The sequence below is a fragment of the Stenotrophomonas indicatrix genome (assembly GCA_041545745.1).
Taxonomy (GTDB): Bacteria; Pseudomonadota; Gammaproteobacteria; order Xanthomonadales; family Xanthomonadaceae; genus Stenotrophomonas; species Stenotrophomonas indicatrix_A.
In genome coordinates, this window is record CP168152.1 from 4,237,246 (window position 1) to 4,263,640 (window position 26,395).

General features: G+C 66.0%; 27 protein-coding genes. 12 read left to right on the top strand and 15 right to left on the bottom strand.

Going from position 1 to position 26,395, the window contains the following annotated elements; translation table 11 throughout:
• Positions 1–63: 63 nt before the first annotated feature.
• The gene (speD, locus tag ACEF39_RS19295; RefSeq protein WP_025874620.1) at positions 64–858 is read right to left on the bottom strand and encodes an adenosylmethionine decarboxylase; all 795 of its coding nucleotides are present in this window, start codon (positions 856–858) and stop codon (positions 64–66) included.
• A 150-nt stretch (positions 859–1,008) separates the two neighbouring features.
• Between speD and crp the strand changes: the two genes are divergently transcribed.
• Together crp and ACEF39_RS19305 are read left to right on the top strand one after the other, a co-directional pair.
• Entirely contained in the window at positions 1,009–1,698 is a 690-nt protein-coding gene (gene crp / locus ACEF39_RS19300; RefSeq protein WP_089238148.1) for a cAMP-activated global transcriptional regulator CRP, read from the top strand.
• A 139-nt stretch (positions 1,699–1,837) separates the two neighbouring features.
• Entirely contained in the window at positions 1,838–2,599 is a 762-nt protein-coding gene (locus ACEF39_RS19305) for a sulfite exporter TauE/SafE family protein (RefSeq protein WP_500286234.1), read from the top strand.
• Between the two features lie 167 nt (positions 2,600–2,766).
• On the opposite strand, the gene ACEF39_RS19310 is transcribed toward ACEF39_RS19305, so the two are convergent.
• The 7 genes from ACEF39_RS19310 to ACEF39_RS19340 all read right to left on the bottom strand — a co-directional run bounded on the left by ACEF39_RS19310 (position 2,767) and on the right by ACEF39_RS19340 (position 10,868).
• Complete coding sequence (locus ACEF39_RS19310; protein WP_500286235.1) at positions 2,767–3,483, bottom strand: haloacid dehalogenase-like hydrolase; 717 nt, start codon at positions 3,481–3,483, stop codon at positions 2,767–2,769.
• Positions 3,480–4,274 (bottom strand): indole-3-glycerol phosphate synthase TrpC, encoded by a 795-nt coding sequence (trpC, locus tag ACEF39_RS19315; RefSeq protein WP_500286236.1) that lies wholly within the window; start codon positions 4,272–4,274, stop codon positions 3,480–3,482. Before trpC ends, ACEF39_RS19310 begins: the two co-directional genes overlap by 4 nt.
• Positions 4,275–4,348: 74 nt before the next feature.
• Positions 4,349–5,380: an anthranilate phosphoribosyltransferase gene (trpD, locus tag ACEF39_RS19320; RefSeq protein ID WP_089237368.1), complete on the bottom strand. Its 1,032-nt coding sequence runs from the start codon at positions 5,378–5,380 to the stop codon at positions 4,349–4,351.
• 16 nt (positions 5,381–5,396) lie between these two features.
• Positions 5,397–5,984 (bottom strand): anthranilate synthase component II, encoded by a 588-nt coding sequence (locus ACEF39_RS19325; protein WP_088101793.1) that lies wholly within the window; start codon positions 5,982–5,984, stop codon positions 5,397–5,399.
• A gap of 2 nt (positions 5,985–5,986) precedes the next feature.
• Positions 5,987–6,766 (bottom strand): SIMPL domain-containing protein, encoded by a 780-nt coding sequence (locus ACEF39_RS19330; RefSeq protein WP_500286237.1) that lies wholly within the window; start codon positions 6,764–6,766, stop codon positions 5,987–5,989.
• A gap of 67 nt (positions 6,767–6,833) precedes the next feature.
• Positions 6,834–8,309 carry an anthranilate synthase component I gene (gene trpE / locus ACEF39_RS19335; protein WP_500286238.1) on the bottom strand — a complete coding sequence of 492 codons (1,476 nt, stop codon included), beginning with the start codon at positions 8,307–8,309 and terminating at the stop codon, positions 6,834–6,836.
• A gap of 177 nt (positions 8,310–8,486) precedes the next feature.
• Positions 8,487–10,868 carry a Tle-like phospholipase domain-containing protein gene (locus tag ACEF39_RS19340; RefSeq protein WP_500286239.1) on the bottom strand — a complete coding sequence of 794 codons (2,382 nt, stop codon included), beginning with the start codon at positions 10,866–10,868 and terminating at the stop codon, positions 8,487–8,489.
• Here ACEF39_RS19340 and ACEF39_RS19345 point away from each other — a divergent pair.
• On the top strand, positions 10,806–11,831 hold the full coding sequence (locus ACEF39_RS19345; protein WP_500286240.1) for an ankyrin repeat domain-containing protein: 1,026 nt from the start codon (positions 10,806–10,808) through the stop codon (positions 11,829–11,831). The genes ACEF39_RS19340 and ACEF39_RS19345 overlap by 63 nt on opposite strands.
• Before the next feature lie 8 nt (positions 11,832–11,839).
• Here the strand turns inward: ACEF39_RS19345 and yegS are convergent, their stop codons facing one another.
• From yegS to ACEF39_RS19365, 4 genes are all read right to left on the bottom strand, one after another.
• Positions 11,840–12,772, bottom strand: a complete 933-nt coding sequence (gene yegS, locus ACEF39_RS19350) for a lipid kinase YegS (RefSeq protein ID WP_500286241.1) — start codon at positions 12,770–12,772, stop codon at positions 11,840–11,842.
• 260 nt (positions 12,773–13,032) lie between these two features.
• Positions 13,033–13,515, bottom strand: coding sequence for a GNAT family N-acetyltransferase (locus ACEF39_RS19355; protein ID WP_500288055.1), 483 nt, complete (start codon positions 13,513–13,515; stop codon positions 13,033–13,035).
• Positions 13,516–13,527: 12 nt separating this feature from the next.
• Positions 13,528–14,205, bottom strand: a complete 678-nt coding sequence (gene rpe, locus ACEF39_RS19360) for a ribulose-phosphate 3-epimerase (protein ID WP_046983681.1) — start codon at positions 14,203–14,205, stop codon at positions 13,528–13,530.
• Between the two features lie 57 nt (positions 14,206–14,262).
• Entirely contained in the window at positions 14,263–14,592 is a 330-nt protein-coding gene (locus tag ACEF39_RS19365) for a J domain-containing protein (RefSeq protein WP_005411327.1), read from the bottom strand.
• Positions 14,593–14,733: 141 nt separating this feature from the next.
• Here ACEF39_RS19365 and ACEF39_RS19370 point away from each other — a divergent pair, with 141 nt between their 5' ends.
• The 8 genes from ACEF39_RS19370 to ACEF39_RS19405 all read left to right on the top strand — a co-directional run bounded on the left by ACEF39_RS19370 (position 14,734) and on the right by ACEF39_RS19405 (position 22,591).
• Positions 14,734–15,660 carry a phosphoribosylaminoimidazolesuccinocarboxamide synthase gene (locus tag ACEF39_RS19370; protein ID WP_162291998.1) on the top strand — a complete coding sequence of 309 codons (927 nt, stop codon included), beginning with the start codon at positions 14,734–14,736 and terminating at the stop codon, positions 15,658–15,660.
• 209 nt (positions 15,661–15,869) lie between these two features.
• Complete coding sequence (locus ACEF39_RS19375; RefSeq protein ID WP_049467559.1) at positions 15,870–16,355, top strand: Mpo1 family 2-hydroxy fatty acid dioxygenase; 486 nt, start codon at positions 15,870–15,872, stop codon at positions 16,353–16,355.
• A gap of 331 nt (positions 16,356–16,686) precedes the next feature.
• Positions 16,687–19,515, top strand: coding sequence for a monovalent cation/H+ antiporter subunit A (locus tag ACEF39_RS19380; RefSeq protein WP_500286242.1), 2,829 nt, complete (start codon positions 16,687–16,689; stop codon positions 19,513–19,515).
• Positions 19,515–19,892 carry a Na+/H+ antiporter subunit C gene (locus ACEF39_RS19385; protein ID WP_500286243.1) on the top strand — a complete coding sequence of 126 codons (378 nt, stop codon included), beginning with the start codon at positions 19,515–19,517 and terminating at the stop codon, positions 19,890–19,892. Before ACEF39_RS19380 ends, ACEF39_RS19385 begins: the two co-directional genes overlap by 1 nt.
• Positions 19,889–21,424, top strand: coding sequence for a monovalent cation/H+ antiporter subunit D (locus tag ACEF39_RS19390; RefSeq protein WP_500286244.1), 1,536 nt, complete (start codon positions 19,889–19,891; stop codon positions 21,422–21,424). The genes ACEF39_RS19385 and ACEF39_RS19390 overlap by 4 nt, the downstream gene beginning before the upstream one ends.
• Positions 21,421–21,927, top strand: coding sequence for a Na+/H+ antiporter subunit E (locus ACEF39_RS19395; protein ID WP_093818195.1), 507 nt, complete (start codon positions 21,421–21,423; stop codon positions 21,925–21,927). Before ACEF39_RS19390 ends, ACEF39_RS19395 begins: the two co-directional genes overlap by 4 nt.
• Positions 21,924–22,208, top strand: coding sequence for a K+/H+ antiporter subunit F (locus tag ACEF39_RS19400; protein WP_500286245.1), 285 nt, complete (start codon positions 21,924–21,926; stop codon positions 22,206–22,208). Before ACEF39_RS19395 ends, ACEF39_RS19400 begins: the two co-directional genes overlap by 4 nt.
• Positions 22,205–22,591: a Na+/H+ antiporter subunit G gene (locus tag ACEF39_RS19405; RefSeq protein WP_099819703.1), complete on the top strand. Its 387-nt coding sequence runs from the start codon at positions 22,205–22,207 to the stop codon at positions 22,589–22,591. The genes ACEF39_RS19400 and ACEF39_RS19405 overlap by 4 nt, the downstream gene beginning before the upstream one ends.
• Positions 22,592–22,627: 36 nt before the next feature.
• On the opposite strand, the gene ACEF39_RS19410 is transcribed toward ACEF39_RS19405, so the two are convergent.
• Both ACEF39_RS19410 and ACEF39_RS19415 read right to left on the bottom strand, forming a co-directional pair.
• Positions 22,628–23,584: a sodium:calcium antiporter gene (locus ACEF39_RS19410; RefSeq protein WP_500286246.1), complete on the bottom strand. Its 957-nt coding sequence runs from the start codon at positions 23,582–23,584 to the stop codon at positions 22,628–22,630.
• A gap of 74 nt (positions 23,585–23,658) precedes the next feature.
• Positions 23,659–24,303, bottom strand: a complete 645-nt coding sequence (locus ACEF39_RS19415) for a hypothetical protein (RefSeq protein ID WP_500286247.1) — start codon at positions 24,301–24,303, stop codon at positions 23,659–23,661.
• A 124-nt stretch (positions 24,304–24,427) separates the two neighbouring features.
• Here ACEF39_RS19415 and ACEF39_RS19420 point away from each other — a divergent pair, with 124 nt between their 5' ends.
• Positions 24,428–24,964, top strand: coding sequence for a hypothetical protein (locus ACEF39_RS19420; RefSeq protein WP_500286248.1), 537 nt, complete (start codon positions 24,428–24,430; stop codon positions 24,962–24,964).
• Positions 24,965–25,080: 116 nt separating this feature from the next.
• Here the strand turns inward: ACEF39_RS19420 and hmgA are convergent, their stop codons facing one another.
• Positions 25,081–26,379, bottom strand: coding sequence for a homogentisate 1,2-dioxygenase (gene hmgA, locus ACEF39_RS19425; protein WP_500286249.1), 1,299 nt, complete (start codon positions 26,377–26,379; stop codon positions 25,081–25,083).
• Between the last annotated feature and the right edge of the window lie 16 nt (positions 26,380–26,395).

Consider the following 26,395-nt stretch of genomic DNA (forward strand, 5'->3'; position numbering starts at 1 on the left):
CGCAGGCTCCACGGGGCGGGGCGTCCCGCCTGGGTGGCGATGCCTGACGGCATCGCGCTTGGGTCACTCAGCCAGGTTGCGCCCGTGGAACAGCTCTTCGATCTCACGACGCAGCAGCGCTTCGATCTTCATGCGTTCCTTGAACGAGATGTTCTTGGCCTTCTCCTCGAACAGGTACTGGTCCAGGTCGAAGTCCTTCAGGTGCATCTTCGTGTGGAAGATGTTCTCCTGGTAGACGTTGACGTCGAACATCTCGTAACGCGACTTGATGTTCTTGGCCAGGAAGTTCTGGATCGAGTTGATCTTGTGATCGATGTAGTGCTTCTTGCCCTTCACATCACGCGTGAAGCCACGGACACGGTAGTCCATGATCACGATGTCCGATTCCAGGCTCTCGATCAGGTAGTTCAGTGCCTTCAACGGCGAAATGACGCCGCAGGTAGCCACGTCGATGTCGGCGCGGAAGGTGGCAATGCCTTCCTGCGGGTGCGTTTCCGGATAGGTGTGCACGGTGATGTGCGACTTGTCCATGTGCGCGACCACGGCATCGGAAATCAACTCCTTGCCGGCCTGCTTCTTGTCGATCACCGGCTCTTCGGAGATCAGGATCGTCACCGAGGCACCCTGCGGATCGTAATCCTGGCGCGCCACGTTGAGGATGTTGGCGCCGATGATCTCAGCGACATCGGTCAAGATTTGAGTAAGCCTGTCGGCGTTGTACTCTTCATCGATGTATTCAATGTAACGCTGACGCTCCTCTTCGGTGCGCGCGTAACACACGTCATAGATGTTGAAGCTCAGCGCCTTGGTGAGGTTGTTGAAACCCTGCAACCTCAGGCGAGGCAACGGCTTGACCACGGCGGTCGATTCCTGTGTAAGAAGGGAAAGGGGGAATTATGCGGCATAAGTGTCTCCAGGGGGAACGTGAAGACGCTCAGGTTCTGGCACACTGTTTGCCCTTAACAATTGCGCTGGTTAAGCTCCGCTATCGACCCCGTGAATCCGTTCATGCGCAGAGGGAGCGCCCCTATCGTGTCAACCGTGCGCCTAGCTAGCAGCCCATTGGCCTTGGACATCGCAACAATCGACCGCTTCCTGGCACACAGCCACAGGCGGCGCTATCCCACCCGTACCGACGTCTTCCGACCCGGTGACCCGGCCGGCACCCTGTATTACGTCATCAGCGGCTCGGTTTCGATCATGGCCGAGGAGGAAGAGGACCGTGAACTGGTGCTGGGCTATTTCGGCGCCGGTGAGTTCGTCGGCGAGATGGGCCTGTTCGTGGAGTCGGACCGCCGTGAGGTGATCCTGCGCACCCGCACGGCCTGTGAGCTGGCCGAAATCAGCTACGAGCGCCTGCATCAGCTGTTCCTCGGCCCGCTGTCAGCCGATGCCCCGCGCCTGCTGTACGCGCTGGGCCAGCAGATCTCAAAGCGCCTGCTGGACACCAGCCGCAAGGCCAGCCGTCTGGCATTCCTGGATGTCACCGACCGCATCGTGCGCACCCTGCACGATCTGGCGCAGGAGCCGGAGTCGATGACGCACCCGCAGGGCAGCCAACTGCGCGTCTCACGCCAGGAACTGGCCCGTCTGGTCGGTTGCTCGCGCGAAATGGCCGGCCGGGTGTTGAAGAAGCTGCAGACCGACGGCCTGCTGCACGCCCGCGGCAAGACCGTGGTGCTGTACGGCACCCGTTGATCGACAGATGTCCGCCGGGCATGGCCCGGCGCTACCCCAAGGCCTCCACCACGGTAGCGCCGGGCCATGCCCGGCGGATCGTCGTACGTGCGACACACCATCGCATGTCGCGCACACCCGCATCCGCTAGGCTCGATCCATGGAGCTGAGCAGCGAATTCTGGTGGTTCATCCTCATCGGCCTCGGCGCCCAGCTGGTCGATGGCGCGCTGGGCATGGCATTCGGGCTGGTTTCTTCATCGGTGCTGCTCAGCATGGGCCTGCCTCCCGCACAGGTCAGCGCCAGCGTGCATACCGCTGAAGTGTTCACCACCGGGGCCTCCGGTGTGTCGCATCTGGTCGCCGGCAATGTCGACAGGCGACTGTTCTTCCGCCTCGCCCTGCCCGGCGCGCTGGGCGGCGCACTCGGCGCGTACGTGCTGACACAGGTCCCTGGCGACCTGATCCGCCCACTGATCTACCTGTACCTGCTGGTGCTGGCCATCATCATCCTGGCCCGCGCGGCGGGCCGCTGGATGCCCAAGGGCGAGATCCGGCGGGTACCGGTGCTGGGCTTCTTCGCCGGCCTGCTCGATGCCAGTGGCGGTGGCGGCTGGGGCCCGGTGGCCACCTCCACCCTGCTCGCCCGCGGCGGTCAGGCGCGGACCACGATCGGCACGGTAAACGCTGCGGAGTTCGTGGTCACGCTGACGGTGTCAGCGACCTTCCTGCTGTCGATGGGAATGCAGCACCTGCAGATCGTCGCCGGCCTGCTGATCGGCGGCATGATGGCCGCGCCGGTGGCGGCGGTGCTGGTGAAGCGGGTGAAGGAACGCTGGGTACTGGTCGCGGTGGGCGTGCTGGTGCTGGGCATCAGTCTGTTCCAGGTGGGCCATGCGCTGTTCGGGTACCTGTACCGCTGACCGCTCGCCGGGCGGGATCCGGTAGTGCCGGCCGCTGGCCGGCAACCTCATGGCCTGCGGAAACGCGTGCAAGGTTGCCGGCCAGCGGCCGGCACTACCGGGTCCTTGCCCGGCAGACCCGTCATCGTGCGATGGGGTCAGAGCCCCTGCGGGGATCTGACCCCGGACTATGCCTTGTCGCCACCGCGGTCCACGCAGCCCCAGTTGAGGATGCGGGTGCCCGCCGGCAGCACGCGGCGGAAGAATTCCACCTTGGCCGGCTTCGGGTTGACCACCACCGGCGCTTTCGCCGCCAGCAGCAGCGGCAGGTCGGCGGTGCTGTCCGAATAGGCGATATCGATATCGCCGTAGCCGCGCTCGCGCAGCATGCGCATCTTCTCTTCGTTGTGGCAGTGGCGGGTCGGCCCTACCCCGCCCAGCCGCGGCCCCACTTCGGTACCGATCACCGGCACGTCCTGGTGGGCGACGAAGGCCAGGATCGCGCGGGCAAGTTCCGGCGGTGCGCCGGTGGCCACCACCACGCGATCGCCCTTGGCACGGTGCGCGGCGAATACGTCCAGCGCCTGCGGCAGCAGCTTGGCGCGCATCTGCGCTTCATTGCGCAGCACGTAGGCATCGATCACCTTGTTGAACTCGCGCGCGCGATGCAGGCCGAAGCTGCCGATCCAGACATAGATCGAGATACCGGCACGGCGGGTCGGCAGCATCGCCACCATCGGCCCGGCAATCGGGGTGACCAGCAGCGCCGCCAGCATCCGCAGCGGGTTGCGCTTGATCAGCGAGGCGAACAAGTGGGTACCCGAATCGCCGTCATACAGGGTGTGGTCGAAGTCGAAGACCACCAGCGGCGCATCCTCGCGCGGCATTGGATAGTACGTTTTCATGCTGCGAAGAATAGCTGACGCAGACCCTCGCCCGGCTCTTCCACGCGCATGAAGGCCTCGCCGACCAGGAACGAGTGGATGCCGGCATCGCGCATCAAGGCCACATCCTGCGGGCCGAGAATGCCACTCTCGGTGACCAGCAGGCGGTCGCGCGGCACGGCCAGGCGCATGTCCAGCGTGGTCTGCAGCGACACCTCGAAGGTGCGCAGATTGCGGTTGTTGATGCCGATCATCGGCGCCGGCACCTGCAGCGCACGCTCCAGCTCGTCGATGTCGTGCACTTCCACCAGCACGTCCATGTCCAGCGACATCGCCAGCTCGGACAGCGTGGCCAGCTGCGTATCGTCCAGCGCGGCGACGATCAGCAGGATGCAGTCGGCGCCGAGTACGCGCGCCTCGTACACCTGGTAGGCGTCGATCACGAAGTCCTTGCGCAGCACCGGCAGCGTGCACGCTTCGCGGGCCTGCTGCAGGTAGGCGTCCGCACCCTGGAAGAAGTCGACGTCGGTCAGCACCGACAGGCAGCTGGCGCCGCCGAACTCGTAGCTGACCGCGATGTCGGCCGGGCGGAAGTCGGGGCGGATCACGCCCTTGGACGGGCTGGCCTTCTTCACTTCGGCAATCACCGCTGGATCGCCATTGGCCACGGAGGCCTGCAGCGCGCGCACGAAGCCGCGCACCGGTGGCGCATCGGCCAGCGCCGCCTGCAGCTCCTCTAGCGGGCGCTGGGCGCGGCGCTGGGCTACTTCTTCGGCCTTGCGGGCCAGGATCGTCTGCAGGATATCGCTCATCGTCGTCGGGTCGGTGCTGGGGCGGTGAGGACGACCATTATCGGCCATCGGGTAGGTCAGGCTGAACCGCGTGCTCAGGCAACCAGCGCGCGGGTGGTATCGACATACTGCTGCAGGCGGGCACGGGCGCTGCCATCGGCGATGACCGCGCGGGCGCGGGCCAGGCCATCGCCGATATCGCTGGCCACGCCGGCCACATACAGCGCTGCGCCCGCATTCAGGGCCACGATGTCCAGCGCCGGGCCCGGCTCGTTGTCGAGCACCGCGCGCAGCATGGCGATGGACTGCTCAGGGCCATCCACGCGCAGGTTGCGGCTGGCCGACATGGCGATGCCGAAATCTTCCGGGTGGATCTCGTACTCGCGCACCTTGCCGTCGCGCAGTTCACCCACCAGGGTGCCGGCACCCAGCGAGATCTCGTCCATGTTGTCGCGGCCCCACACCACCATCGCGCGCTCGGCGCCCAGTTCGCGCAGCACGCGCGCCTGGATGCCCACCAGATCGGGGTGGAACACGCCCATCAGCACCGACGGCGCATTGGCCGGGTTGGTCAGCGGACCCAGGATGTTGAAGATGGTGCGCACGCCCATCTCGCGACGTACTGGCGCCACCACCTTCATCGACGGATGGTGGATCGGCGCGAACATGAAGCCGATGCCGGTCTGTTCGATCGCTGCGGCCACCTGCGCAGGCTGCAGTTCGATCGCCGCGCCCAGCGCTTCGACCGCATCGGCGCTGCCGGACTTGGACGACACGCTGCGGTTGCCATGCTTGGCCACGCGCGCGCCGGCGGCAGCGGCAACGAACATCGCGCAGGTGGAGATGTTGAAGGTATGCGAACCATCGCCACCGGTGCCGACGATATCGACCAGGTGGGTGGTATCGGCGACCGGTACGGCCAGCGCGAATTCGCGCATCACCGTTGCCGCGGCGGCGATCTCGTCGATGGTTTCCTTCTTCACGCGCAGGCCGGTGAGGATGGCGGCGGTCATCATCGGCGAGACGTCACCGCGCATGATCTGCCGCATCAGGTCGACCATTTCGTCGAAGAAGATCTCGCGATGCTCGATGGTGCGTTGCAGGGCTTCCTGGGGGGAGAAGCTCATCGGAATACTCCTTGGATCAGGCAGCCGGGCGCTGTAGGAAATTGCGCAGCAGCGCGTGACCATGCTCGGTGAGGATCGATTCGGGGTGGAACTGCACGCCCTCGACCGGGAACTGGCGGTGGCGCAGGCCCATGATCTCTTCGATCGAGCCATCTTCGTTCTCGGTCCATGCAGTCACTTCCAGCGCGTCGGGCAGGCTGTTCTTGTCCACCACCAGCGAGTGGTAGCGGGTGGCCTGGTAGCCATCCGGGAGGCCGGCGAACACGCCCTTGCCTTCGTGCCGGATCGGCGAGGTCTTGCCGTGCATGATGTTGCCGGCACGGATGACCGTACCGCCGTAGACCTGGCCGATACCCTGGTGGCCCAGGCACACGCCGAGGATCGGCGTGGTCGGGCCAAGGCGCTGGATCAGCTCCAGCGACACGCCCGCTTCGTTGGGCGTGCACGGGCCGGGTGAGATGACGATGCGTTCGGGTTTCTGCGCGGCGATCTCGTCCACGCTCATCGCATCGTTGCGCACCACCTTCACTTCAGCACCCAGCGTCTGCAGGTACTGCACGAGGTTGTAGGTGAAGCTGTCGTAGTTGTCGATCATCCACAACATGGTCAGGTTCCGTCGCTTATCAGGAAAATGGCGTACACGTTTTCGGTGTAGGTGATGGGGCCGGCTTCGATCGATTCGGGCAGGCGCGAGCCTGTGGTCTCGATGCTGTTCATCGGCGCCTCGGGCGAGGGCGGCGAAGGTGACGTCACCAGATCGCCGCTGCTGGGCCAGCTGCCTGCCTGGATGCCGTAGGCGAAGTCCGGCGCCACATCGGAAATGCTGTACAGACCGCGCAGCTGGGTGCCATAGGCCTTGGCCAGACCCTGCGCGGACTCGCGGGTCTTGGCTGCGGCCTCGCCCTTGAGTTCACGGCGCAGCGCCACCTCGCCCGAGTACGTCGGGGCCAGGCTGCTGACCTGTACGTTTTCATTGGCATTCAGCGCTCCCAGCACATCCTGCATCGCCTTCACGCTGGCAAAGCTGGCGCGCAGCTGGCGTGACACGCGCGTACCGATGAAGACCTGCCGGCTCTGCTCATAGCGCGTCGCTGGGCCGATGCGCAGGTTGTCCGCGCGCACGCTGCCTTCCACCGCTTTGTGCTGCTTGAACAGCGCCAGCACGCGGGCGACGTTGTCCTGCACGCGGCGACGCGCGGCATCGGCGTCCATGTCAGTTTCTTCGATGTTCAACTGCAGACCGAACCGGTCGGGCATCACCGTGCGGGTGCCCTGCCCCTTCACCAGCAGGTGCGGCTGCGAGGGAATGGTGTTGGCCTGCGCCCAGGCAGACGGGGCCATCGTGGCCAGCAGCGACGACCACAGCAGAACGCTCAGCAGCTTCATGCGGTACTCCTTGTCTTGAATGGAAACAGCGAGGGGTGCTGCGGCGCAGGCCACAGCACAGGAAAACTCACAGGCCCTTGGCGGCCTGGGCGACGGCACGGAACAGCGCGCGGCCCTTGTTCATCGTCTCGTCCCACTCCTTGTCCGGGTCCGAGTCGTAGACGATGCCGGCGCCGGCCTGCACATACAGGCGGCCGTCCTTGATCACCGCGGTGCGGATCGCGATCGCGGTATCGGCATCGCCGTGCCAGCCGATGTAGCCGATGCTGCCTGCGTAGACATTGCGCTTGATCGGTTCCAGCTCGCGGATCACCTCCAGCGCGCGGATCTTCGGCGCGCCGCTGACCGTACCGGCCGGGAAGGTGGCGCGCAGCACGTCGGCGTAGCTCAGGCCCGGCTGCAGCTGCCCGGTCACTTCGCTGACGATGTGCATGACGTGGCTGTAGCGTTCGATCACGAACTGCTCGCCCACTTCGACGGTGCCGGCCTTGGACACGCGGCCAGCGTCATTGCGGCCCAGGTCGATCAGCATCAGGTGCTCGGCGCGTTCCTTCGGATCGGCCAGCAGCTCGACCTCCAGCGCCTGGTCCAGCTCCGGCGTGGCACCGCGCGGACGGGTACCGGCGATCGGGCGCACGGTCACTTCTCCGTCCTGCAGGCGCACCAGGATTTCCGGCGACGAGCCGACCACCTGCAGGTCGCCGACATCAAGGAAATACATGTACGGCGACGGGTTCAGTGCACGCAGCGCGCGGTAGACATCCACCGGCCGCGCCTTGAACGGCACGCTCAGGCGCTGGCTGAGCACCACCTGGAAGATGTCGCCGGCACGGATGTACTCCTTGCTGCGCTGGACCGCATCGACGAAGCCCTCGCGGGTGAAACCGGAAACGAAATCGGACTCGTCCAGCACGTCGCTGGTCAGCGGCGCCGGATAGCCGGCACCCGGCGCGCGCAGCTTGGCTGCCAGCGCATCCAGGCGGGCCTGGGCCTGCTCGAAGGCGCCTTCGACACGTGGATCGGCATGCACGATCAGGTACAGCCGGCCCTTCAGGTTGTCGAACACCGCCAGCTCATCGGAGTGCAGCAGCAGGATGTCCGGAGTGCCCAGTTCGTCACGGCCGGCCGGCGATGCCAGGCGCGGCTCGATGTAGCCGATGCATTCGAAACCGAACCAGCCGACCAGACCACCGGTGAAGCCCGGCAGCCCTTCCAGCTTCGGCACCGAGTGGGCACTGCGCAGCGCCTCGACCTCGGCAAACGGATCGGCCACCTCGCGGGTTTCCACCACATGGCCGTGCTCGCGCACCGTCAGCGTGTGGCCGTGGAAGGCGTACACGCGACGTGCCGGCAGGCCGATGATCGAGTAACGACCAAAGCGCTCGCCGCCTTCGACGGATTCAAACAGGTAGGTATTGGGGCCGTCGGCGAGCTTCAGATAGACCGAAAGCGGCGTGTCCAGGTCGGACAGCACTTCGCGGACAACGGGAATATGGGTGTGGCCTTCAGCGGCCTGCTGCTGAAACTGAGCGTGCGAGATCAAGACGACTTTCCTTTCGGGACACAGCGTTATGGGGACGGACGACGGCAACAGGCCACCATCGCCACCAACGGCGTGCGGAAGAAAGGGTATGCGGGGTCGTCAGGCTGGACACCCAATGACTGTATCGCAGCTTTGGCCGCAGGGAAACCCTTTGGCGACGGGCGGTTCGTCTTCGCCCTAGCCCATCCGCCGTGCCTGTTCCTGGGTCTCCTGCACCTGCTGCTGGGCCAGCGATACCCCTTGCGCCTGCTCGCGACTGGCGTTGATCGCGTCGATCTGGGCGGTGCTCGCGCTCAACGGCTGGGCCATGCCCGCCGCCACATCGACGTGGGCATGGCGGCGGTGCGCGGCGTTCAGGTCGGGCGTATCCACCGCGAAGGCACGGCTGTGATCGTCGCTGAGCACCACGTGGGAAATGGACTCCAGCCCCTCGCGCTTGGCCTGCACGGCCAGTGCACCGGCGAGCTGGTCGCTCTGCAGGTTCGGCACACGGTTGTGGGCGGCATCCAGAGCGTGCACGCCGGTCTGTGCGCCATTGAACAACCGGTAATCGGTGTGACCAGGGTCATTGATGCCGGGCCCGCGCGCAGCGGGCTCTGCCGCCACGCCGGCGCGGCGGCCATCCTCCGTATGCTGTATGCGCTGGTGCTGCTCGACCAGCTTGCGGGCGGCAGCCTCCTGCTTGATCAGTTCCGAATCCAGGCTGGGGATGACAGTCTCGGCCATGCCATGGCGGGCAGTTGCCTCGCCAAATGCTGGACCGATGTTACGGATCAGTCGCGCGGACTGAGCGAGATTGGAGAGCTTCACTGCATCCGATGGCAGGACACCGGTGGGTACATGGGTGGCAGCAGCGGTACCCACTCCCACACTGATACCCCCGACCGTCGCCATGGCGGCTGGCGCTTGGGCGGTAACGCCCTTTACCTTCGATGCCACCAGGTCATAGCCGCGGTCCACATGAGCGCCGGCGGTGGCAAAACCGTTCTGCAGCTTGCCGGCCACCCACTGCCCGTCATGGCCGATGGCAGTGGCCGTCCGCTCGCCAAAGGCACGCGTCCCCTCGGCATCGGCATGTGCTTGTCGCGACGCATGCACCGCGCGCTGCTCGCCCGTAGTACGTGTCCTTTCGGCCTCTTTGGCCAACCTGTCGGACGCGTCATCCAAACCGATCCTACCGGCCACCCACGACAGTGCGGACATGCCATGGGAACTGGCCTGCGATTGCGTCCGATGCAGGGTCGCCTCGATGCTTCCGGTCAACTCGCGCCCGGAGGCGATCACGGTGGTGGTCGCCCGGGTACCCACCTGGAGCGTGGTCGATCCCATGTTCACGACCTGGCCAATGGCCATGCCCTGGGTCCTCAGGATCTGCTCTGCGCCATCGCCCGCCCTGTCCAGTACATGCGCGCCAACCGCCCCCGCGCGCTCAACCTGCTCACCGATCACACGTCCGCCGCGCATGCCGTAGCCGGTGGCGTGCAGCACGGTGGACAGCGGCCCAGCCAGCTCTGCAACCTGGCTTGGCGCCGCTACCTGCGAACGATTGACGATATTGCCCTGTGCGTCGCGTGTCTTGGCCTCAAGCAGCAGTTCGGCACGGCCAGCGGCCACCGGGATATTGCGCAGAGCTTCCTGCCCCGGCTGTGTCGCCAGTTGTTCGATGAACTGCGCCGCGGACGTCTGCGCACCCGGTGGCATCATCTCGCGCAGCTTGTCGCCCACCAGCTTCTGCATGGCGGGCTCCTTCAGCAACATGCCCATTTCATTGGCAAGCACGCCATAGCCGCGGCGCTGCTGCTCGCTCAGGCGCTGCATGCCGTTCTGCACGTCATTCAGCACCTCGCCGGTGGTCTGGTAGGTGTGCACGCTTTGTTGCGGGTTGAAGGTGGGCAGACCATTTTCCTTCGCGAAACGTGCCGCCGTTTCCGGATGCAGGCCTGCCGCATTGAAGGTGGTGGCGCGTGCACCAGTGACGGCCGACGCAGCCGAGGCCATGCCACCGCCGAGGGAGTGGCCGGCGATTTCGAAGCTGTTGCCAATGCGATCATTCAGCTGTGTGGCAAGTGACATGGCGCGATCGTAGTAGTCGCTTCGCATCCCAATGCCTTGCTGCCCATTGTTCAGAAAATCTTCACCACCAGACTCGCGCCATCCATTCGGTGCAAGAGGGTCGACGATCTTACCGGTGGAGCCTTTGTAGACCACCACCGGCTTTGCGTCTGTACCGAAAAGCTCTTTGTCGGGAATATATATCTCCGCGCGGAATCCAGACTGCGGCGGTTGCAGAAGCTCGCGCAACTCTTCGTCAGACATGTTGATGCCTGCAGCGCGCAGCGCATCCGGATCGGAGCTGCCGCGCGTCCATCCCACGGGAGGCGCACCTTCGTGCTTGGCTGATTGATAGACATCAGCTGCGAGACCAGACATTTCACGTGCGTGATAGGTCTCCTGAAGACGATCAGCCTCTCTGTCATTGCCGCTTTCCCGCAGCTGTTGAACGAGAAGATTCTGCTCCTGGAGGGCGCGCACGCGCGCCTCGATGTCGGTTCCATTCATGGCAAACTCCATTGCGCCGGGCACGGGCTTGAGCACGCGATGCTTATCGATTATCAGAACTTTTTGCTAATGTCACGCTTCAGCCCAATCATCAGGATGATAATGCCCATTCACTTTCACAAATGTGTGCAGAAGGCCCTCCTCTCCGCGGCTTGTCTCACACTTTTGCTGATCAGCGGCTGCGCGGCATCATCGAGTCATGGAGCAGACCAGTACTTTGAAGGAAAGGCTCTGCAGCTGGCCATCGCCACGGAAAGCGGCGATTCAAAGGCTATTCACCGCCTCATCGGTGAAGAAGGGGTCGATCCGGACAAGACGTTCTCGCGCGAAGACGGGATTCCCATGGCCGCCTGGCCTCTACGCGCAGGCAATCTGGACGGCCTCCGCACACTTCTGGAAAACGGCGCAGATCCAAATGCCCGCGCCTACAAGGTCGTGGATGGCCGCAGACTTGGCTACAACAACGCCATGGTCTATGCCGCAAAGCTGGACGACCCGCGATACCTGCAATTGCTGCTTCAGCACGGTGGAGACCCCAACACGCGGAACTCAGCGGGCGAAACGTTGCTGTTTCAAGCCTTCATTGCGGGCAATCAGTGGGAAAACGTGAAACTGCTGATTGAGAATGGAGCGAACATCAATGAATCCAATCGCGGCACCGCCGACACAGTACTGAGCTGGTACACCACCCGGGGTGGATTCGAGCATGCCTATTGGCTGCTGGAACACGGGGCAGACCCTACGGTACTGCTGAAATCCTCCGTCGGTGACCCCGACAGAATGCTGATCGCCGAGCACATTTTCTGGGGCATCACCACACCCGATCTTCTGCCATGGCAGAAGAAGTGCCAGCAGTGGCTCGTCGCACGCGACATCCCTCGTCCTCCGATGCCGAAAGGCATCCGCGACAAACGTGAAGCCTTCGGCTTCCCCACGAAGGAAGAAGACATCCCCCTGCTGTAGTTCCTGTATCAGAGGCCGGAAAGCAGCACGCAGTCATCCGGCAGGTGCATCCGCACCCTGCCCGCCACGCATTCGATGCGGAAGCGGCGTGCCTGCACTGGTTCGCCGTCCAGGTTCAAGGTCAGCGGCTGCGGTGCGTCGATCTGCAGCCACGGCAGCTGCGCGCGCGTGGCGACGCGTTCCAGCGCCGCTTCCTTGCCACCGGTCAGCATCTGCCCAAGGGTGGCGGCGACTTCACCCTCCAATTCCGGCACCACGGTGACGTCCAGCAGGCCGTCATCGATCAGTGCCTGCGGGCACAGCTGCTGACCACCACCCGCCTGGCGGCCGTTGCCGATACCCAGCGCGATGAACCCACCTTCCCACTGGAAATCCGGCCCACTCAGGCGCGCGGTGATCGGTTCGATGCGACCAAGCTTGGCGATGCCGGTAATGACATACGCCAGACCGCCGAGCATCTTCTTCAAGCCCGCATCGGTTTCCACCGTGACCTGGGTACCGAAGCCGCCGCTGGCGAGGTTGGCGCACCACCACGGCTTGCCGTCGGCATCAACACGCAGCAGGTCCATCGGACGTGGCGTGGTGCCGGCAATCAGTGCGAAGGCCTCCTGCGGCTCCACCGGAATGCCCGCAGCGGTTGCGAAATCGTTGGCGGTGCCCATCGGCACCAGCGCCAGCGACGGCAGCGCATCAGCTGGCTCGTCACGATGCGCCAGCGTCTCGGCCACCGCGCTGAGCGTGCCGTCGCCACCGGCCGCCACGATCACGTCCACGCCGTGGTCGATGGCCTCGGCCACGTAGCGCTCGGCGTCACCGTCTTCCCAGGTCACCCGCACTTCCAGGTGCACGCCACGGTCGCGCCAGTGGCCCACGGCATCGCGCAGGTCATCGTTTCCTGCGGACTTGCCGTTGAGGATCAGGCGCCAGCGCGGTGTGCTCATGCAGTTCTTCCAGGGGAAAGGCGGCACAGGCTAGCAATCGCGCGTTCGGGGTCAGTGAAAGACGGTGGCAACCGTTCAGGTCAGATGATTGCGCTCGCCAATGCGGGATGTCATGCAGGTGTCATCGGCGGCCCGGAGAATGGAAGGCCATAGCAGGGACGACGGATGGAGGCAGGATCAGCCTCCCACGCATGCAGCAGGGCCACGCCAGTGTTTGGCGTGGCTTTTTTTTTGCCTGCCATGCGTGGATGCATTCCGCCTCAACCGTTGGCGAAATCGTGCAGCGCCTCGCCTTCCAGCCGGTACACCGTCCACTCGTCCTGCGGCTTGGCGCCTGCGGCGGTGTAGAAGTCGATGGCCGGGGTGTTCCAGTCCAGCACCGACCACTCGAAGCGGCCGCAACCTTCAGCCACCGCCTGCCGGGCGATGTACTTCAGCAGCGCCTTGCCCGCACCGGAACCACGCTTTTCCGGGCTCACGTACAGGTCTTCGAGGTAGATGCCCTTGCGGCCCAGCCAGGTGGAATAGTTGTAGAAATACACCGCGTAGCCGATGGCTTCGCCGTTCGCCTCGCAGACCAGCGCGCGGGCGGTGGCGTCGGCGCCGAACAGGCTTTCGGCGATGCCGATTTCATCGGTCTGCACCGAATGCTCGGCCTTCTCGTAGATCGCCAGTTCACGGATGAAGCGCAGGATCAGGCCAGCGTCGGCAACGGTGGCCGGGCGGATGTTCAACACGGCCACCGTGTTCATGGCTCAGCCCCGTGCCGCAGCGACGTTGGCGCGCATCTGCGCGATCACATCCTGGTAGCTGGTCTTGGCGTTGAAGATGGCCGAGCCGGCGACGAACGTATCGGCGCCAGCGGCGGCGATCTCACCGATGTTGTCGGCCTTCACGCCACCGTCGATCTCCAAGCGGATGTCACGGCCGCTGGCATCGATCTTCTGGCGCACCACGCGCAGCTTGTCCAATGCCGACGGAATGAACGCCTGGCCGCCGAAGCCCGGGTTGACCGACATCAGCAGCACCAGGTCGAGGTCGTCCAGCACCCAGTCGAGGATGTCCACCGGTGTGGCCGGGTTGAGTACGATGCCCGGCTTGCAGCCCAGCGAGCGGATCAGCTGGATGGTGCGGTGCACGTGGCGGCTGGCCTCCGGGTGGAAGCTGATGTAGGTGGCGCCGGCCTCGGCGAAATCCGGGATGATGCGGTCCACCGGTTCGACCATCAGGTGCACGTCGATCGGTGCGGTGACGCCGTGCTTGCGCAGCGCCTGGCAGACCATCGGGCCGATGGTCAGGTTGGGCACGTAGTGGTTGTCCATCACATCGAAATGGACCCAGTCCGCACCTGCGGCCAGGACGTTGTCGACTTCCTCGCCGAGGCGGGCGAAGTTGGCCGAGAGGATGGAAGGAGCGATGAGGCAATTGGACATGGCCGGGGCCTTCGGAACGGGGAAAGGGGTCTCCCGCCCGCAGGCGGGGCAATGGGGTCAGCGCTTGCGCAGGGTCTTGATGCGGTCGTAGGCGGCGTTGATGCGCCGCGACTTCTGCTCGGCCTGCTGCTGCAGCTCGGGGGCGGCGCCGCCCAGCTTGTCGGGGTGGTACTGGGAGATCAGCTTGCGGTAGGCGCGCTCGACCTCGGCATCGGTGGCCTCGGAGGTCAGCCCCAGTTCGCGGTAGGGGTTCTCCTTGTTCAGGCGGAACCAGTCCGAGTCGAAAGCGTGGCCGATCAACAGGCCGACCACCGCGCCGAACAGCGGATTGGGCCGGAACAGCAGGGCCCCGGCGATGAATCCGAGCAGTTTTCCGTACCAGCGCATGGCGCTCCGGGGTCGGCCGACGAAATGGACGCTCATTTTACGTCACAGCGGGCCCGGACCGCTTTACACTAGGCCGCCCGCTGGTCAGCGGGCCCGCCGGGTCCGTTGGGCAGCCGTATCGACGAAGCCCCAGGAGTGCCCGTGCCAACCACGCTGTTGCAATCCGATCTCCCCGGCCTGCCCTTGCGCCACCGCGGCAAGGTGCGTGATGTGTTCGATATCCCGCGCGAGCGGCTGCCGGCCGGTACCCCGCCGGGGGACTACCTTTTGATGGTCGCCACCGATCGCCTGTCGGCGTTCGATGTGGTCCTGCCCGACCCGATCCCGGGCAAGGGCGAGATGCTCTGCCAGGTGTCCAACTTCTGGTTCGCCAAGACCGCGCACCTGATGCCCAACCACCTGACCGGCATCGATGTGGCCAGCGTGCTGCCCGAAGGCGTGGACGCGGCCCTGTACGCCAAGCGCGCGGTGGTCACCCGCAAGCTGAAGCCGGTACCGGTGGAAGCGATCGCTCGCGGCTACCTGATCGGCAGCGGCTGGAAGGATTACCAGCGCACCGGCAAGGTCAGCGGCATCGACCTGCCCGACGGCCTGCGCCAGGCCGAGCAGCTGCCCGAGCCGATCTTCACGCCCTCGACCAAGGCCGCCGTTGGCGACCATGACGAGAACATCGACTTCGACGCGATGGTGAAGACGGTCGGTGCGGAGATGGCCGAGCGCGTGCGCGACGCCACCCTGCGCATCTACAAGTTCGCGGCCGATTACGCGCGAGAGCGCGGCATCATCCTGGCCGACACCAAGTTCGAGTTCGGTACCGACGCCGACGGTCGCCTATACATCATGGACGAGATGCTGACGCCGGATTCCTCGCGCTACTGGCCGGCCGACGAGTACGAGGTGGGCACCAGCCCGCCGAGCTATGACAAGCAGTTCGTCCGTGACTACCTGGAGACGCTGGACTGGGGCAAGACCGCCCCGGGCCCGAGCATCCCGGCCGAGATCATCGAGCGCACCCGCGCCAAGTACGCCGAGGCGCTACAGCGCCTGGCCGGGATCAGCGTCGACTGATTCCCGTGCGCCCCCGGCCGGCTTGGCTGGGGGCGTTCTGAATGCGGTAGTGCCGGCCGCTGGCCGGCAACCTCGGCGGACCTGCAGCCAGGCATGGCCTGGCTCTACTGGCGGTTGGCAGTGCCGGTCGCTGGCCGGCAACCCCGGCGAAACTGCAGCCAGGCATGGCCTGGCTCTACTGCCGGCCCCGCCCGGGGTATGCTGGCCACATGCAGACCACCACCCAGCTTGCGCGGCCGATCGACCGCTATTTCGCCAGCTACTCCGACGATCACCGCAATGTGGTCAACCAGCGCATCCACGTGGTGGCGGTGCCGGCGATCCTGTGGTCGGTGGTGGCCCTGCTGTGGTGCGTTCCGCCGCTGATCACCTGGTTCCAGTACGGCATCTGGTCGGCGTTCGCGATGTTCAGCGCCTGGTGCTTCTACAACAAACTGTCGCGTCCGCTGGGCATCGGCATGCTCATCCAGTTCTTCGTGTTCGGTTGCCTGTGCCGGCTGCTGGAAGCGGAAATTGGTCTGCATAACCTGCGCTCGCTGGCCATCGGCGTCTTCGTCGTCGCCTGGATCGCGCAGTTCATCGGCCACAAGTTCGAAGGCCGCAAGCCCAGCTTCCTGACCGACCTGACCTACCTGCTGATCGGCCCGGCCTGGGTGATGGCCAAGGCCTATCGCAAGCTCGACTGGCGCTACTGACCTGCGTCGTTGCATCGACGCCTCCGTTTCCTGAACGGGCGGATGCTGATACCCGCACTGCACGGTGCCGCTGCCAGCCTGCCGCGGTGACCTCCCTACCTGGTCCCGGGCGGCGGCTGCGGTCCCTGTGCGACAGGGGCTGCGCACACCTTGCACGGGCGCAGGGTGCACCCGCCAACCGGCTCCAGACGCTCATCCGCGCGGCATGCTGCGCCGCCAAAAAGATGAATCAGCGCACGTTACATGCAATTGATCGCTGTTCAATGGGTTTCGGCGACATTTGGCGGCCTGTTATGCTCCCTGACCTGCTCGTGAATCATGGATTCCCTGCATGCTCCCCAGCCTGCCCCTGCTGCTGGCCCTGCCGTTCCTCATGGCAGTGGCTGTCGCAGCCTTCCCCCGTAGTTCGCGCTCGACTGCTGCCTGGCTGGCGGCGCTGGCGCCGTTGGGCGGGCTGGCGATCCTCGCCTGGCTGACCCCATCGGTGCTAGATGGCCAGGTAGTGCGGACGATGGTGCCGTGGCTGCCGCAGATCGGTCTGGACTTCGCCCTGCGCCTGGATGGCCTGGCCTGGATGTTCGCGGGGCTGGTGCTGGGCATCGGCGCGCTGGTGGTGCTGTATGCGCGCTACTACCTCAGCAGCCAGGACAACGCGCACCGCTTCTATACCTACCTGTTGCTGTTCATGGGCGCCATGCTGGGCATGGTGCTGTCGGGCAACCTGTTGCTGCTGATGGTCTTCTGGGAAATGACCAGCATCAGCTCGTTCCTGCTGATCGGTTTCTGGTCGCATCGCCAGGACGCGCGCGAGGGCGCGCGGATGGCGTTGGTGATCACCGGTGGCGGCGGCCTGGCGCTGCTGGCCGGCGTGCTGCTGATCGGCCGCATCGTCGGCAGCTTCGACCTGGATGTGGTACTGGCCGCCGGCGAGCAGATCCGCGCCAGCGCGCTGTATCCCTACGCACTGTTCCTGGTGCTGGCGGGCATCTTCACAAAGAGCGCGCAGTTCCCGTTCCACTTCTGGCTGCCGCACGCGATGGCCGCCCCCACCCCGGTGTCGGCCTACCTGCACTCGGCCACCATGGTGAAGGCCGGCGTGTTCCTGCTGGCGCGCCTGCATCCGGCGTTGGCCGGCAGCGATCTGTTCTTCTACACGGTCAGCGGCATCGGTGCGATCACCCTGCTGATTGGTGCCTGGAACGCGATCTTCCAGCATGACCTGAAGGGCCTGCTGGCCTATTCGACGATCTCGCACCTGGGCCTGATCACCCTGCTGTTCGGCCTGTCCACGCCGATGGCGGTGGTCGCCGGCGTGTTCCATATCCTCAACCACGCGACCTTCAAGGCGTCGCTGTTCATGGCCGCCGGCATCATCGACCACGAGACCGGTACCCGTGACATGCGCAAGCTCGGTGGCCTGCGCAGGCTGATGCCGTTCACCAGCGCGCTGGCGATCATCGCCTCGCTGGCGATGGCCGGCATTCCGCTGCTCAATGGCTTCCTGTCCAAGGAAATGCTGTTCGCCGAAGCGCTGTCGGCCGGTGGCACTGACACCATGCGTACGGCGGTGTCGATCGCCGCGCTGCTGGCCGGTGTATTCGGCGTGGCCTACAGCCTGCGCTTCGTGCACGACACCTTCTTTGGCAAGGGCCCGCATGGCCTGGACCGCGTGCCGCACGAGCCGCCGCGCTGGATGAAGGTGCCGGTGGAAATCCTCGTGGTGATCTGCGTGGCGGTGGGTATCGCCCCGGCACTGACGGTGGCGCCGGTACTGCACGCGGCTGCCGCGTCGATCCTCGGCAGCGCAATGCCCGAATACAACCTGTCGATCTGGCATGGCTTCAACCTGCCGCTGGCGATGAGCGCCGCTGGCGTGGTTGGTGGCGTGGCCCTCTACTTCGGCCTGCGCAAGCTGATCGACCTGCACGGGGTGACCAACACCACGCCGGGACGCAACGTCTTCCACCACCAGCTGGACCTGCTGTCAGCCGCTGCACAGCGGTTGACCGCTGGCATCGCCAACGGCAGCCTGCAGCGCATGCTGCTGGGCCTGGTGCTGGTGGCGATCGTGGTCGCCGCCGCGCCCTACATCGCCAACCCGGCCTCGCCGGAATGGACCAGGCCGCAGCCGATACCGCTGCTGGGCTGGGCACTGTGGCTGGTGATGATGTCCTGCGCGGTGGCGACCCTGCGCATGTACAAGCAGCGCCTGCTGGCGGTGCTGCTGGTCGGCGGCGTCGGCCTGATGGTGGCACTGACCTTCGTGTTCCTGTCCGCACCGGACCTGGCGCTGACCCAGCTGCTGGTGGAGATGGTGACCCTGGTGCTGATGCTGCTGGGCATGAACTATCTGCCCGCACAGTCCGGCCCGGAGCGACCGCGCTGGCGCAAGCGCCGTGATGCGTTGATCGCGATCGTGGCCGGTGCCGGCCTGGGCGCACTGGCCTACAGCGCGATGACCCTGCCGCCGAACACCATGGCCGGCGAACTGCTTGCCCGCGCCCTGCCCGAGGCGTACGGCCAGAACGTGGTGAACGTGATCCTGGTCGACTTCCGCGGCTTCGATACCTTCGGCGAGATCACCGTGTTCGGCATCGCCGCACTGGTCGTGCATGCGCTGCTGCGGCGTACGCGGATGGCGCCGGAGCAGATCATGCCCGGCCCGCCGATCAAGCTGCCGGTGCCGGCCGATCTGGCCCAGATCATGTTCCCGCTGACCCTGACGGTCTCCATCTTCCTGTTCCTGCGCGGACACAATGCGCCCGGCGGCGGCTTCATCGCCGGCCTGGTGCTGGCGGTGCCGCTGCTGATCCAGTACGTGATCCAGGGCACGGCTTCGGTGGAATCCCGCTTCGGCTTCGACTACATCCGCTGCATCGGCATCGGCCTGCTGATCGCCATCCTCAGCGGCGCCGCCTCGATGCTGTTCGGTGTGCCGTTCCTGACCAGTGGTCACCTGGACCTGCACCTGCCGTTGATCGGTGATGTACCGCTGGCCAGCGCGATTGGTTTTGATATCGGCGTGTACCTGGTGGTGTTCGGTGGCGCGATGCTGATGCTGTCGATGATGGCCACCGTCAAACCCTCGCGGACGCGCACCGCGCGCAAGGGCGAGATCGACCTGCAACGCCGCTCGGCACGAACGGGGGAGATGCACTGATGGAACTGGCCCTGGCCTCTGCGATCGGCGTGCTGGCCGCCATCGGCATCTACCTGCTGCTGCGCGCGCGCAGCTTCGATGTGATCCTCGGCATGACCTTCCTGTCCTACGCCACCAACCTGCTGATCTTCGCCGGTGGCCGCGTGGTGCAGGGCAAGGCGCCGGTGCTGCAGGAAGGCGTGGAGAGCCACCTGGGCAACTACACCGATCCGCTGCCGCAGGCGCTGGTGCTGACCGCCATCGTCATTGCCTTTGCGATGACCGCCGTCAGCATCGTGCTGGCCATGCGCAGCCGCAGCGACAACCACAGTGACCATGTGGACGCGCACGAGCCGGACGACGATGCACCGCCGCGCCGGGGCGAGGACCGCGCATGAATCATCTGGTGATCCTGCCGATCCTGGTTCCGCTGCTCGGCGCTGCGCTGTCGCTGTTCGTTGAACACCGCCGCTATGGGCCGAAGGTGCAGCGTGCCGTGGCGTGGACATCGCTGGGCGCGCTGGCGGTGGTGGTCGGCCTGTTGTTTGCCGACACTGCAGGTGGCGACATCCGCGTGTACCTGCTGGGCGACTGGCCGTCGCGGCTGGGTATCGCCCTGGTCGCCGACCAGCTGTCCGCCTGGATGCTGCTGACCACCCTGCTGCTGGCCATTCCCTGTCTGCTGCATGCGTGTTCGGGGTGGGACCGGCGCGCACCGCACTTCCATGCGCTGTTCCAGTTCCAGCTGGTGGGCCTCAACGGCGCCTTCCTGACCGGCGACATCTTCAACCTGTTCGTGTTCTTCGAGGTGATGCTGATCGCCTCCTACGGCCTGCTGCTCAGTGGTGGCCGCGGCCTGCGCATGCGCATCGGTCTGCACTATGTGGTGTTCAACGTCACCGCCTCGACCCTGTTCCTGATCGCGCTGGGCCTGCTGTACGCCTCGCTGGGGTCGTTGAACATGGCCGAGCTGTCGCAGCGCATTGCCGAAGTGCCGCCCGCGCAGCTGACCCTGGTGAAGGCGACGATGGGCCTGTTGCTGCTGGTGTTCTGTGCCAAGGCCGCGCTGATGCCGCTGTACCTGTGGCTGCCCGAATCGTATGCGCGTGCACCGGCGGCGGTAGCGGCGCTGTTCGCGATCATGACCAAGGTGGGCCTGTATGCCGTGCTGCGCATCCAGATGCTGTGGTTCGGCGAGGATGCGGGTGCGATGGCCGGCTACGGCCGCGACTGGCTGCTGTGGGCCGGCGTAGCGACGCTGGTGCTGGGCGGCCTGGGTGCGTTGGCCGCCGCGCGCCTGCGCGTGCTGATTTCGTATCTGGTGATCGTCTCGGCGGCGACGCTGTTCATCGCGTTTTCTGTCGGCACCCCGAAGGTGCTGTCGGCCGGGCTGTATTACCTGCCGCACAGCAGCTTCGTCGCTGCCGCGTTGTTCCTGGTCGCCGACCTGATCCGACGCCGCCGTGGCGGCGCCAGCGACCGCAAGGAAGTGATCGCACCGATGCCCGGCAAGGAAACCCCGGCCGTGCTGTTCCTGATCGCAGCGGTGTCGGTAGCCGGTCTGCCGCCACTGTCCGGCTTCCTGGCCAAGGCCTCGCTGTTGGCCGGCATGCCCGCGCAGTACACCGGCGCGGTGTGGACGGCGGTGCTGGTCAGCAGCCTGCTGGTCATCATGGGCCTGACCCGCGGCGGCATCCGCCTGTTCTGGCGCGTGCCGCTGCCTGATCCCGATGCACCGCCACCGCGCAAGGCCGCACTGCGCCGTGTCGAGCTGTTTGCCGCCTGCATCCTGCTGGCGTACGGCATCGGCATGACGCTGTTCGCTGCCCCGCTGATGCAGCACACCGACGCCATCGCCACCCAGCTGCTGCAGCCGGGCGATTATGTGCAGCAGCTGCGCGCGACCACGCCGGAGATCCGCCAGCCATGACTGCCAAGCGTTCCCCGATCCGCCGCCTGCTGCCCTCGCCCGCGCTGAGCGTGATGGTGGTGGTGTTCTGGCTGCTGATGTCCGACAGCTTCACGCTCGGCCAGTTCCTGCTGGGCCTGCTGCTGGGCGTGGTGATTCCACTGTTCGCTGCGCGCCTGGACCGCGAGTTCGCGCGCATCGGCACCCTGCGGCCGCTGCCGAAGCTGCTGTTGGTGACCCTGTGGGACATCCTGATGTCCAACATCCGCGTGGCCATCCAGGTGCTGGGCCCGGAGAAGAACATCCACCCCGGTTTCATCTGGCTGCCGCTGGACATCGCCAACATCCACGGCATCGCTGCGCTGACCAGCATGATCACCCTGACCCCCGGCACGGTGTCGGCCGCACTCAGCGACGACCGGAAGTTCCTGCTGGTGCACGTGCTGCACCTGGAAGACCCGCAGGAGCTGATCGACACGATCAAGCGCCGTTATGAAGCCCCGTTGATGGAGATCTTCCCATGACTGGATTCCAGATCATCCAGACCACCCTGGTGGTATGCATGCACATGGTCGGCCTGGCCATGCTGGTGGCCACCTGGCGCCTGCTGCGCGGGCCGACCGTGCCCGACCGCATCCTGGCACTGGATACGCTGTCGGTGACGGCCATCGCCGAGCTGATGCTGTTCGGCATGTACCTCAATTCGGCGATCTACTTCGAAGCGGCACTGATCATCGCCATGCTGGGCTTCGGCAGCACGGTGGTGCTGAGCAAGTTCGTGCTGCGCCGGGACATCGTCGAATGATCACCTTCATCCAGATCGCGCTGTCGATCCTGCTGCTGTTCGGCTGCTTCTTCATCCTGGTCGGCGCACTGGGGCTGGTGAAGCTGTCCACCTTCTTCAAGCGCCTGCACGCACCGACCAAGGCCAGCACGCTGGGCGTGGGCTGCGTGCTGGTGTGTTCGGTGTGTTACCACATCTTCCTGGGCCAGGACCCGCAGCCGCGCGAGCTGCTGATCACCGTGTTCCTGTTCATCACCGCACCGATCAGCGCGCACCTGATGGCCAAGGCGGCGTTGTCGCTGCTGATGGAAACGCGCCCGAGCCTGCCAGGCAACGAGCGTGCGGAAGAAGAACAGCTGCCGCCGCCGGAACCGGAGCGGGAAGAGGAAACCACCACGCGTTGACGGTGGGTGCCGACCGTTGGTCGGCACGACATTCGATCAGGCGGCGGTCAATGCGATTTCCAATCCCAACCAGGCCACGAACGCGCCCAGCAGCACCGCACCTTCAACGCGGCTGATGCGCAGATCACCGCGCAGCATCGGGTACAGCACCAACGCGAAGGCCAGCAGCGCCGGCAGCTCCAGGCGGACGAACGAGGCCGGCAGCGCCAGCGGCTGCAGCAACCCCATCGCACCGATCACCAGCATCAGGTTGACCACGCTGGAACCGAGTACGTGGCCCAGCACCATGTCACCGTGACCACGACGCGCCGCCGCGACGGCGGCTGCCACCTCCGGCAACGCGGTGCCGATCGCCACCGGCAGCAGACCGACCAGCAGCGGTGTCCAGCCCAGCGCGGTGCCGAAATCAGCGGCAGCCCCCACCACCAGGCGCGCGCCCCAGTACAACGCCAATGCGGCAATCAGCACGCGCAGCACATTCAAGGGCAGGCTGGTACGGCTCAGTGCCGACTCGGCGATGATCGCCTGTACCTCGGCGCTCTCATGGCGCCCGCGTCGCAGCAGCAGGAACTGCACCACCACGAATCCGGCCACCAGCACGCCGGCCTCCCAGCGCACCAGGCGGCCATCGAGCCCGAACACGATCAGCAGCAGGCCCGCCGCCAGCAGCCCCCACCACAGCACGGCCTGCAGGCGCGCGCGCAGCAGCAACGGCGTGACCATCGCCGCCATTGCCAGGGTCAGGCCGAGGTTGACCACGCTGCTGCCGACAGCGTTGCCCAGGGCCAGCTCCGGCTGGCCGACCACCAGCGCGCGGGCGTTGACTGCCAGCTCTGGCAGCGAGGTGGTGATGCCCAGCAGCAGCAGGCCTGCGATGAACGCGCTGGCACCGAAGCGCTGGGCCAGGCCGGAAACGGCTTTGACGATGGAATCCCCGCCCAGGGCCAGCAACAGCAGGCCGAGCAGGAACCAGGCAATGGCAATGGCGATCATCGAGCACTCCCCAGCGGTCGTGGCGCGAATTCTACGCTCGGCCCACCCGCAGCGGGTGAGCCGAGGATGATGGATCAGCCGCAGCCTTCGGCGTAGTCCACCTGCGGGGTCCTGCCGACCCGCCAGGCGCCGACCCTGCCATCAGCGCCGAGGGCAAAATCGATGATCGCCGCGCCCTCCTGCGCTGGGCGCACGCGCAGGTGCCGGGCCTTGTCGTCGTACTTGTCCGGGCCGACATCGGCGCGCTCGGGATAGAGCACCTGCAGCTCACCCAGGGTCATGCCGACCCGGCCGCCACCGGGGGCGACGATGGACGGGCTGCGTACGTCGTAGCGGACCAGCTTGCGTGCCTCGAACATCAGGCGCGGGTCTTCAGCCCCCTGCGGACGCAGGAAGTAGCAACCGTCGTTGCTGTCATCCGCCGGCAGCGGCTTGCCAGCCGCGTCGGTGCCCAGGCCCTGCAAGGGGGTGCCGAAGCCACTGCGGACCTCGGCGATGCCTGCGCCCAGCGTGGCGCCGCCGAATCCATCCAGGCGTGCCGGGCTGTCGCGGCGCGGGTCCACCGGTGAAGCGGTGGCCAGATCGGCGTCGGCGGGGACGGAGGCATCCTTCGCCGGTGCGGTTGCGGCCGGAGGCGCGTCCGGGGCGGCGGTTTCGGGACTACGGTTGCAGGCGGCCAGCGACAACAGCAGCAGGCCGGCAATCGGGAGGTGCTTCATCGGTGCGGATCCTTGGCACAGGGTGGGTGCACGCTACCCCAGCGCGCGTGCAGGCGCTGCATTGTCATCGCGGTTTCATCGCCCTCATTCAGGCTGGGCAAGCACCGACTTGGCTGTCCTCCCCATGCAACCGCGCAAGACCGACCTCGCCCGTACCGCGCTGCAGGCCCACCGCGCGCCGCTGGACATGCGCCAGCGACGGCTGCTGATCCTGTGTGATGGCCAGCGCAGCATCGCCGAGCTGACCGCACTGCTGGGGCAGGACGCGGCAGCGATGGTGATCCAGCTGATCCAGGGCGGCTACCTGGTGACCGCTGCGGACGCCCCCGCCTCCGCGCAACCTGCGCCGGTTGCGATGACGGCTCCGCTGCCGCCGTCAGTCACTGCCGCTTCTGCCGCGCCGGTCGAGCGCCGCCGCTCGCTGGTCGCCGCGCGCATCTATGTGCTGGGAATCCTGGAGATGCAGCGGCATCCCAATGCAGCGGCGCTGTTCCGCGATCTGCAGCAGGCGCGCGCCGAAGGCGAGGTGCTGCGGGTGATGCAATCGGCGCTGCAGGTGCTGCCGGCGCTGACCTCGGAAGGCTACTGCCAACGCGTGCGGCAGCGGCTGATGGAGGCGCTGCCGGTGGAGCATTGCGGCGCGTTCGCGGCCATCGCCTGATCCGGCGAACAGCATCCACGCATGGTGTGGATCTACGCGATAGCGCACCCGCACATGGCGCGGATCCATCCGTGTGCGTGATGCAGTAGATCCACGCCATGCGTGGATGCGGACGATCAACGGAAATTGTTGCGCAGGCCGTTCCAACACTGCTGGTAATCGCCCTGCCGGTGGCTTGCTGCCAGCGCCTGCGCGGTCGGGCGGATCACGCCGCGGGTTTCGAACATGAAGGCCATGGTGTCCTTGATCACGTCCGGCTTGGAGAGGTCTGCATTGGAGGCCTTGTCGAAGGTCGGGGCATCCGGTCCGTGGCCGCTCATGCAGTTGTGCAGCGACGCACCGCCCGGCACGAAGCCTTCAGCCTTGGCGTCGTAGGCACCATGCACCAGGCCCATGAACTCGCTGGCGATGTTGCGGTGGAACCACGGCGGGCGGAACGTGTTCTGCGCCACCAGCCAGCGCGGCGGGAAGATCGCGAAATCCATGTTGCTGGTGCCCGGGGTGTCGCTGGGCGAGTGCAGCACCAGGAAGATCGACGGATCCGGGTGGTCGTGGCTGATCGAACCGATGGTGTTGAAGCGGCGCAGGTCGTAGCGGTAGGGCGCGTAGTTGCCGTGCCAGGCCACCACATCCAGCGGGGAGTGGTTGATCAGGGCGCGCCACAGGCGGCCATCGAACTTGGCAATCAGTTCGAAATCGCCATCGATGTCTTCGAACGCGGCATGCGGGGTCTCGAAGTCGCGCGGATTGGCCAGGCCGTTGGAGCCGATCGGGCCCAGGTCGGGCAGCTTCAGCAGTGCGCCGAAGTTCTCGCAGATGTAGCCACGGCTCGGGCCGTCAGGCAGCTCGACACGGAAGCGCACGCCGCGCGGAATCACCGCGATCTGCTGCGGTTCGATCTCGATCACGCCCAGCTCGGTCAGCAGCCGCAGGCTGCCCAGCTGCGGCACGATCAGCAGTTCACCGTCGGCGTCGTAGAAGTAGCGGCCGACCATGTCACGGTTGGCGGCGTACAGATGGATACCAACACCGGCATGCGCGTCGGGCGAACCGTTGCCGCCCATCGTGTACAGGCCTTCGACGAAATCGGTGGGCAGTTCCGGCAGCGGCAGCGGGCTCCAGCGCAGCTGGTTCGGCGAGGCTGGCTGCGCACCGAAATCGCACTGCAGCTGCGATTGCGCGAACGGAGTGAACTCACCGTGGGTCACCGCCGGACGGATCCGGTACAGCCAGCTGCGGCGGTTGCTGCCGCGCGGTGCGGTGAACGCGGTGCCGGTCAGCTGCTCGGCGTACAGGCCATGGGCCACCTTCTGCGGTGAGTTCTGGCCGACGGGCAGTGCGCCGGGCACGGCCTCGCTGGCGAACTCGTTGCCGAAACCGGACTGGTAGCCGCGGGCGGTGATGGAGGGGGACATGGGAGCTCCAGAGGTT

Excerpts from the sequence above, each read along its gene's own strand:
- crp (WP_089238148.1), top strand. The coding sequence starts at position 1,009 with ATGCGCAGAGGGAGCGCCCCTATCGTGTCAACCGTGCGCCTAGCTAGC.
- ACEF39_RS19305 (WP_500286234.1), top strand. The coding sequence starts at position 1,838 with ATGGAGCTGAGCAGCGAATTCTGGTGGTTCATCCTCATCGGCCTCGGC.
- ACEF39_RS19310 (WP_500286235.1), bottom strand. The coding sequence starts at position 3,483 with ATGAAAACGTACTATCCAATGCCGCGCGAGGATGCGCCGCTGGTGGTC.
- trpC (WP_500286236.1), bottom strand. The coding sequence starts at position 4,274 with ATGAGCGATATCCTGCAGACGATCCTGGCCCGCAAGGCCGAAGAAGTA.
- trpD (WP_089237368.1), bottom strand. The coding sequence starts at position 5,380 with ATGAGCTTCTCCCCCCAGGAAGCCCTGCAACGCACCATCGAGCATCGC.
- ACEF39_RS19325 (WP_088101793.1), bottom strand. The coding sequence starts at position 5,984 with ATGTTGTGGATGATCGACAACTACGACAGCTTCACCTACAACCTCGTG.
- ACEF39_RS19330 (WP_500286237.1), bottom strand. The coding sequence starts at position 6,766 with ATGAAGCTGCTGAGCGTTCTGCTGTGGTCGTCGCTGCTGGCCACGATG.
- ACEF39_RS19340 (WP_500286239.1), bottom strand. The coding sequence starts at position 10,868 with ATGAATGGAACCGACATCGAGGCGCGCGTGCGCGCCCTCCAGGAGCAG.
- yegS (WP_500286241.1), bottom strand. The coding sequence starts at position 12,772 with ATGAGCACACCGCGCTGGCGCCTGATCCTCAACGGCAAGTCCGCAGGA.
- rpe (WP_046983681.1), bottom strand. The coding sequence starts at position 14,205 with ATGTCCAATTGCCTCATCGCTCCTTCCATCCTCTCGGCCAACTTCGCC.
- ACEF39_RS19365 (WP_005411327.1), bottom strand. The coding sequence starts at position 14,592 with ATGCGCTGGTACGGAAAACTGCTCGGATTCATCGCCGGGGCCCTGCTG.
- ACEF39_RS19375 (WP_049467559.1), top strand. The coding sequence starts at position 15,870 with ATGCAGACCACCACCCAGCTTGCGCGGCCGATCGACCGCTATTTCGCC.
- ACEF39_RS19380 (WP_500286242.1), top strand. The coding sequence starts at position 16,687 with ATGCTCCCCAGCCTGCCCCTGCTGCTGGCCCTGCCGTTCCTCATGGCA.
- ACEF39_RS19385 (WP_500286243.1), top strand. The coding sequence starts at position 19,515 with ATGGAACTGGCCCTGGCCTCTGCGATCGGCGTGCTGGCCGCCATCGGC.
- ACEF39_RS19390 (WP_500286244.1), top strand. The coding sequence starts at position 19,889 with ATGAATCATCTGGTGATCCTGCCGATCCTGGTTCCGCTGCTCGGCGCT.
- ACEF39_RS19395 (WP_093818195.1), top strand. The coding sequence starts at position 21,421 with ATGACTGCCAAGCGTTCCCCGATCCGCCGCCTGCTGCCCTCGCCCGCG.
- ACEF39_RS19400 (WP_500286245.1), top strand. The coding sequence starts at position 21,924 with ATGACTGGATTCCAGATCATCCAGACCACCCTGGTGGTATGCATGCAC.
- ACEF39_RS19405 (WP_099819703.1), top strand. The coding sequence starts at position 22,205 with ATGATCACCTTCATCCAGATCGCGCTGTCGATCCTGCTGCTGTTCGGC.
- ACEF39_RS19410 (WP_500286246.1), bottom strand. The coding sequence starts at position 23,584 with ATGATCGCCATTGCCATTGCCTGGTTCCTGCTCGGCCTGCTGTTGCTG.
- ACEF39_RS19415 (WP_500286247.1), bottom strand. The coding sequence starts at position 24,303 with ATGAAGCACCTCCCGATTGCCGGCCTGCTGCTGTTGTCGCTGGCCGCC.
- ACEF39_RS19420 (WP_500286248.1), top strand. The coding sequence starts at position 24,428 with ATGCAACCGCGCAAGACCGACCTCGCCCGTACCGCGCTGCAGGCCCAC.
- hmgA (WP_500286249.1), bottom strand. The coding sequence starts at position 26,379 with ATGTCCCCCTCCATCACCGCCCGCGGCTACCAGTCCGGTTTCGGCAAC.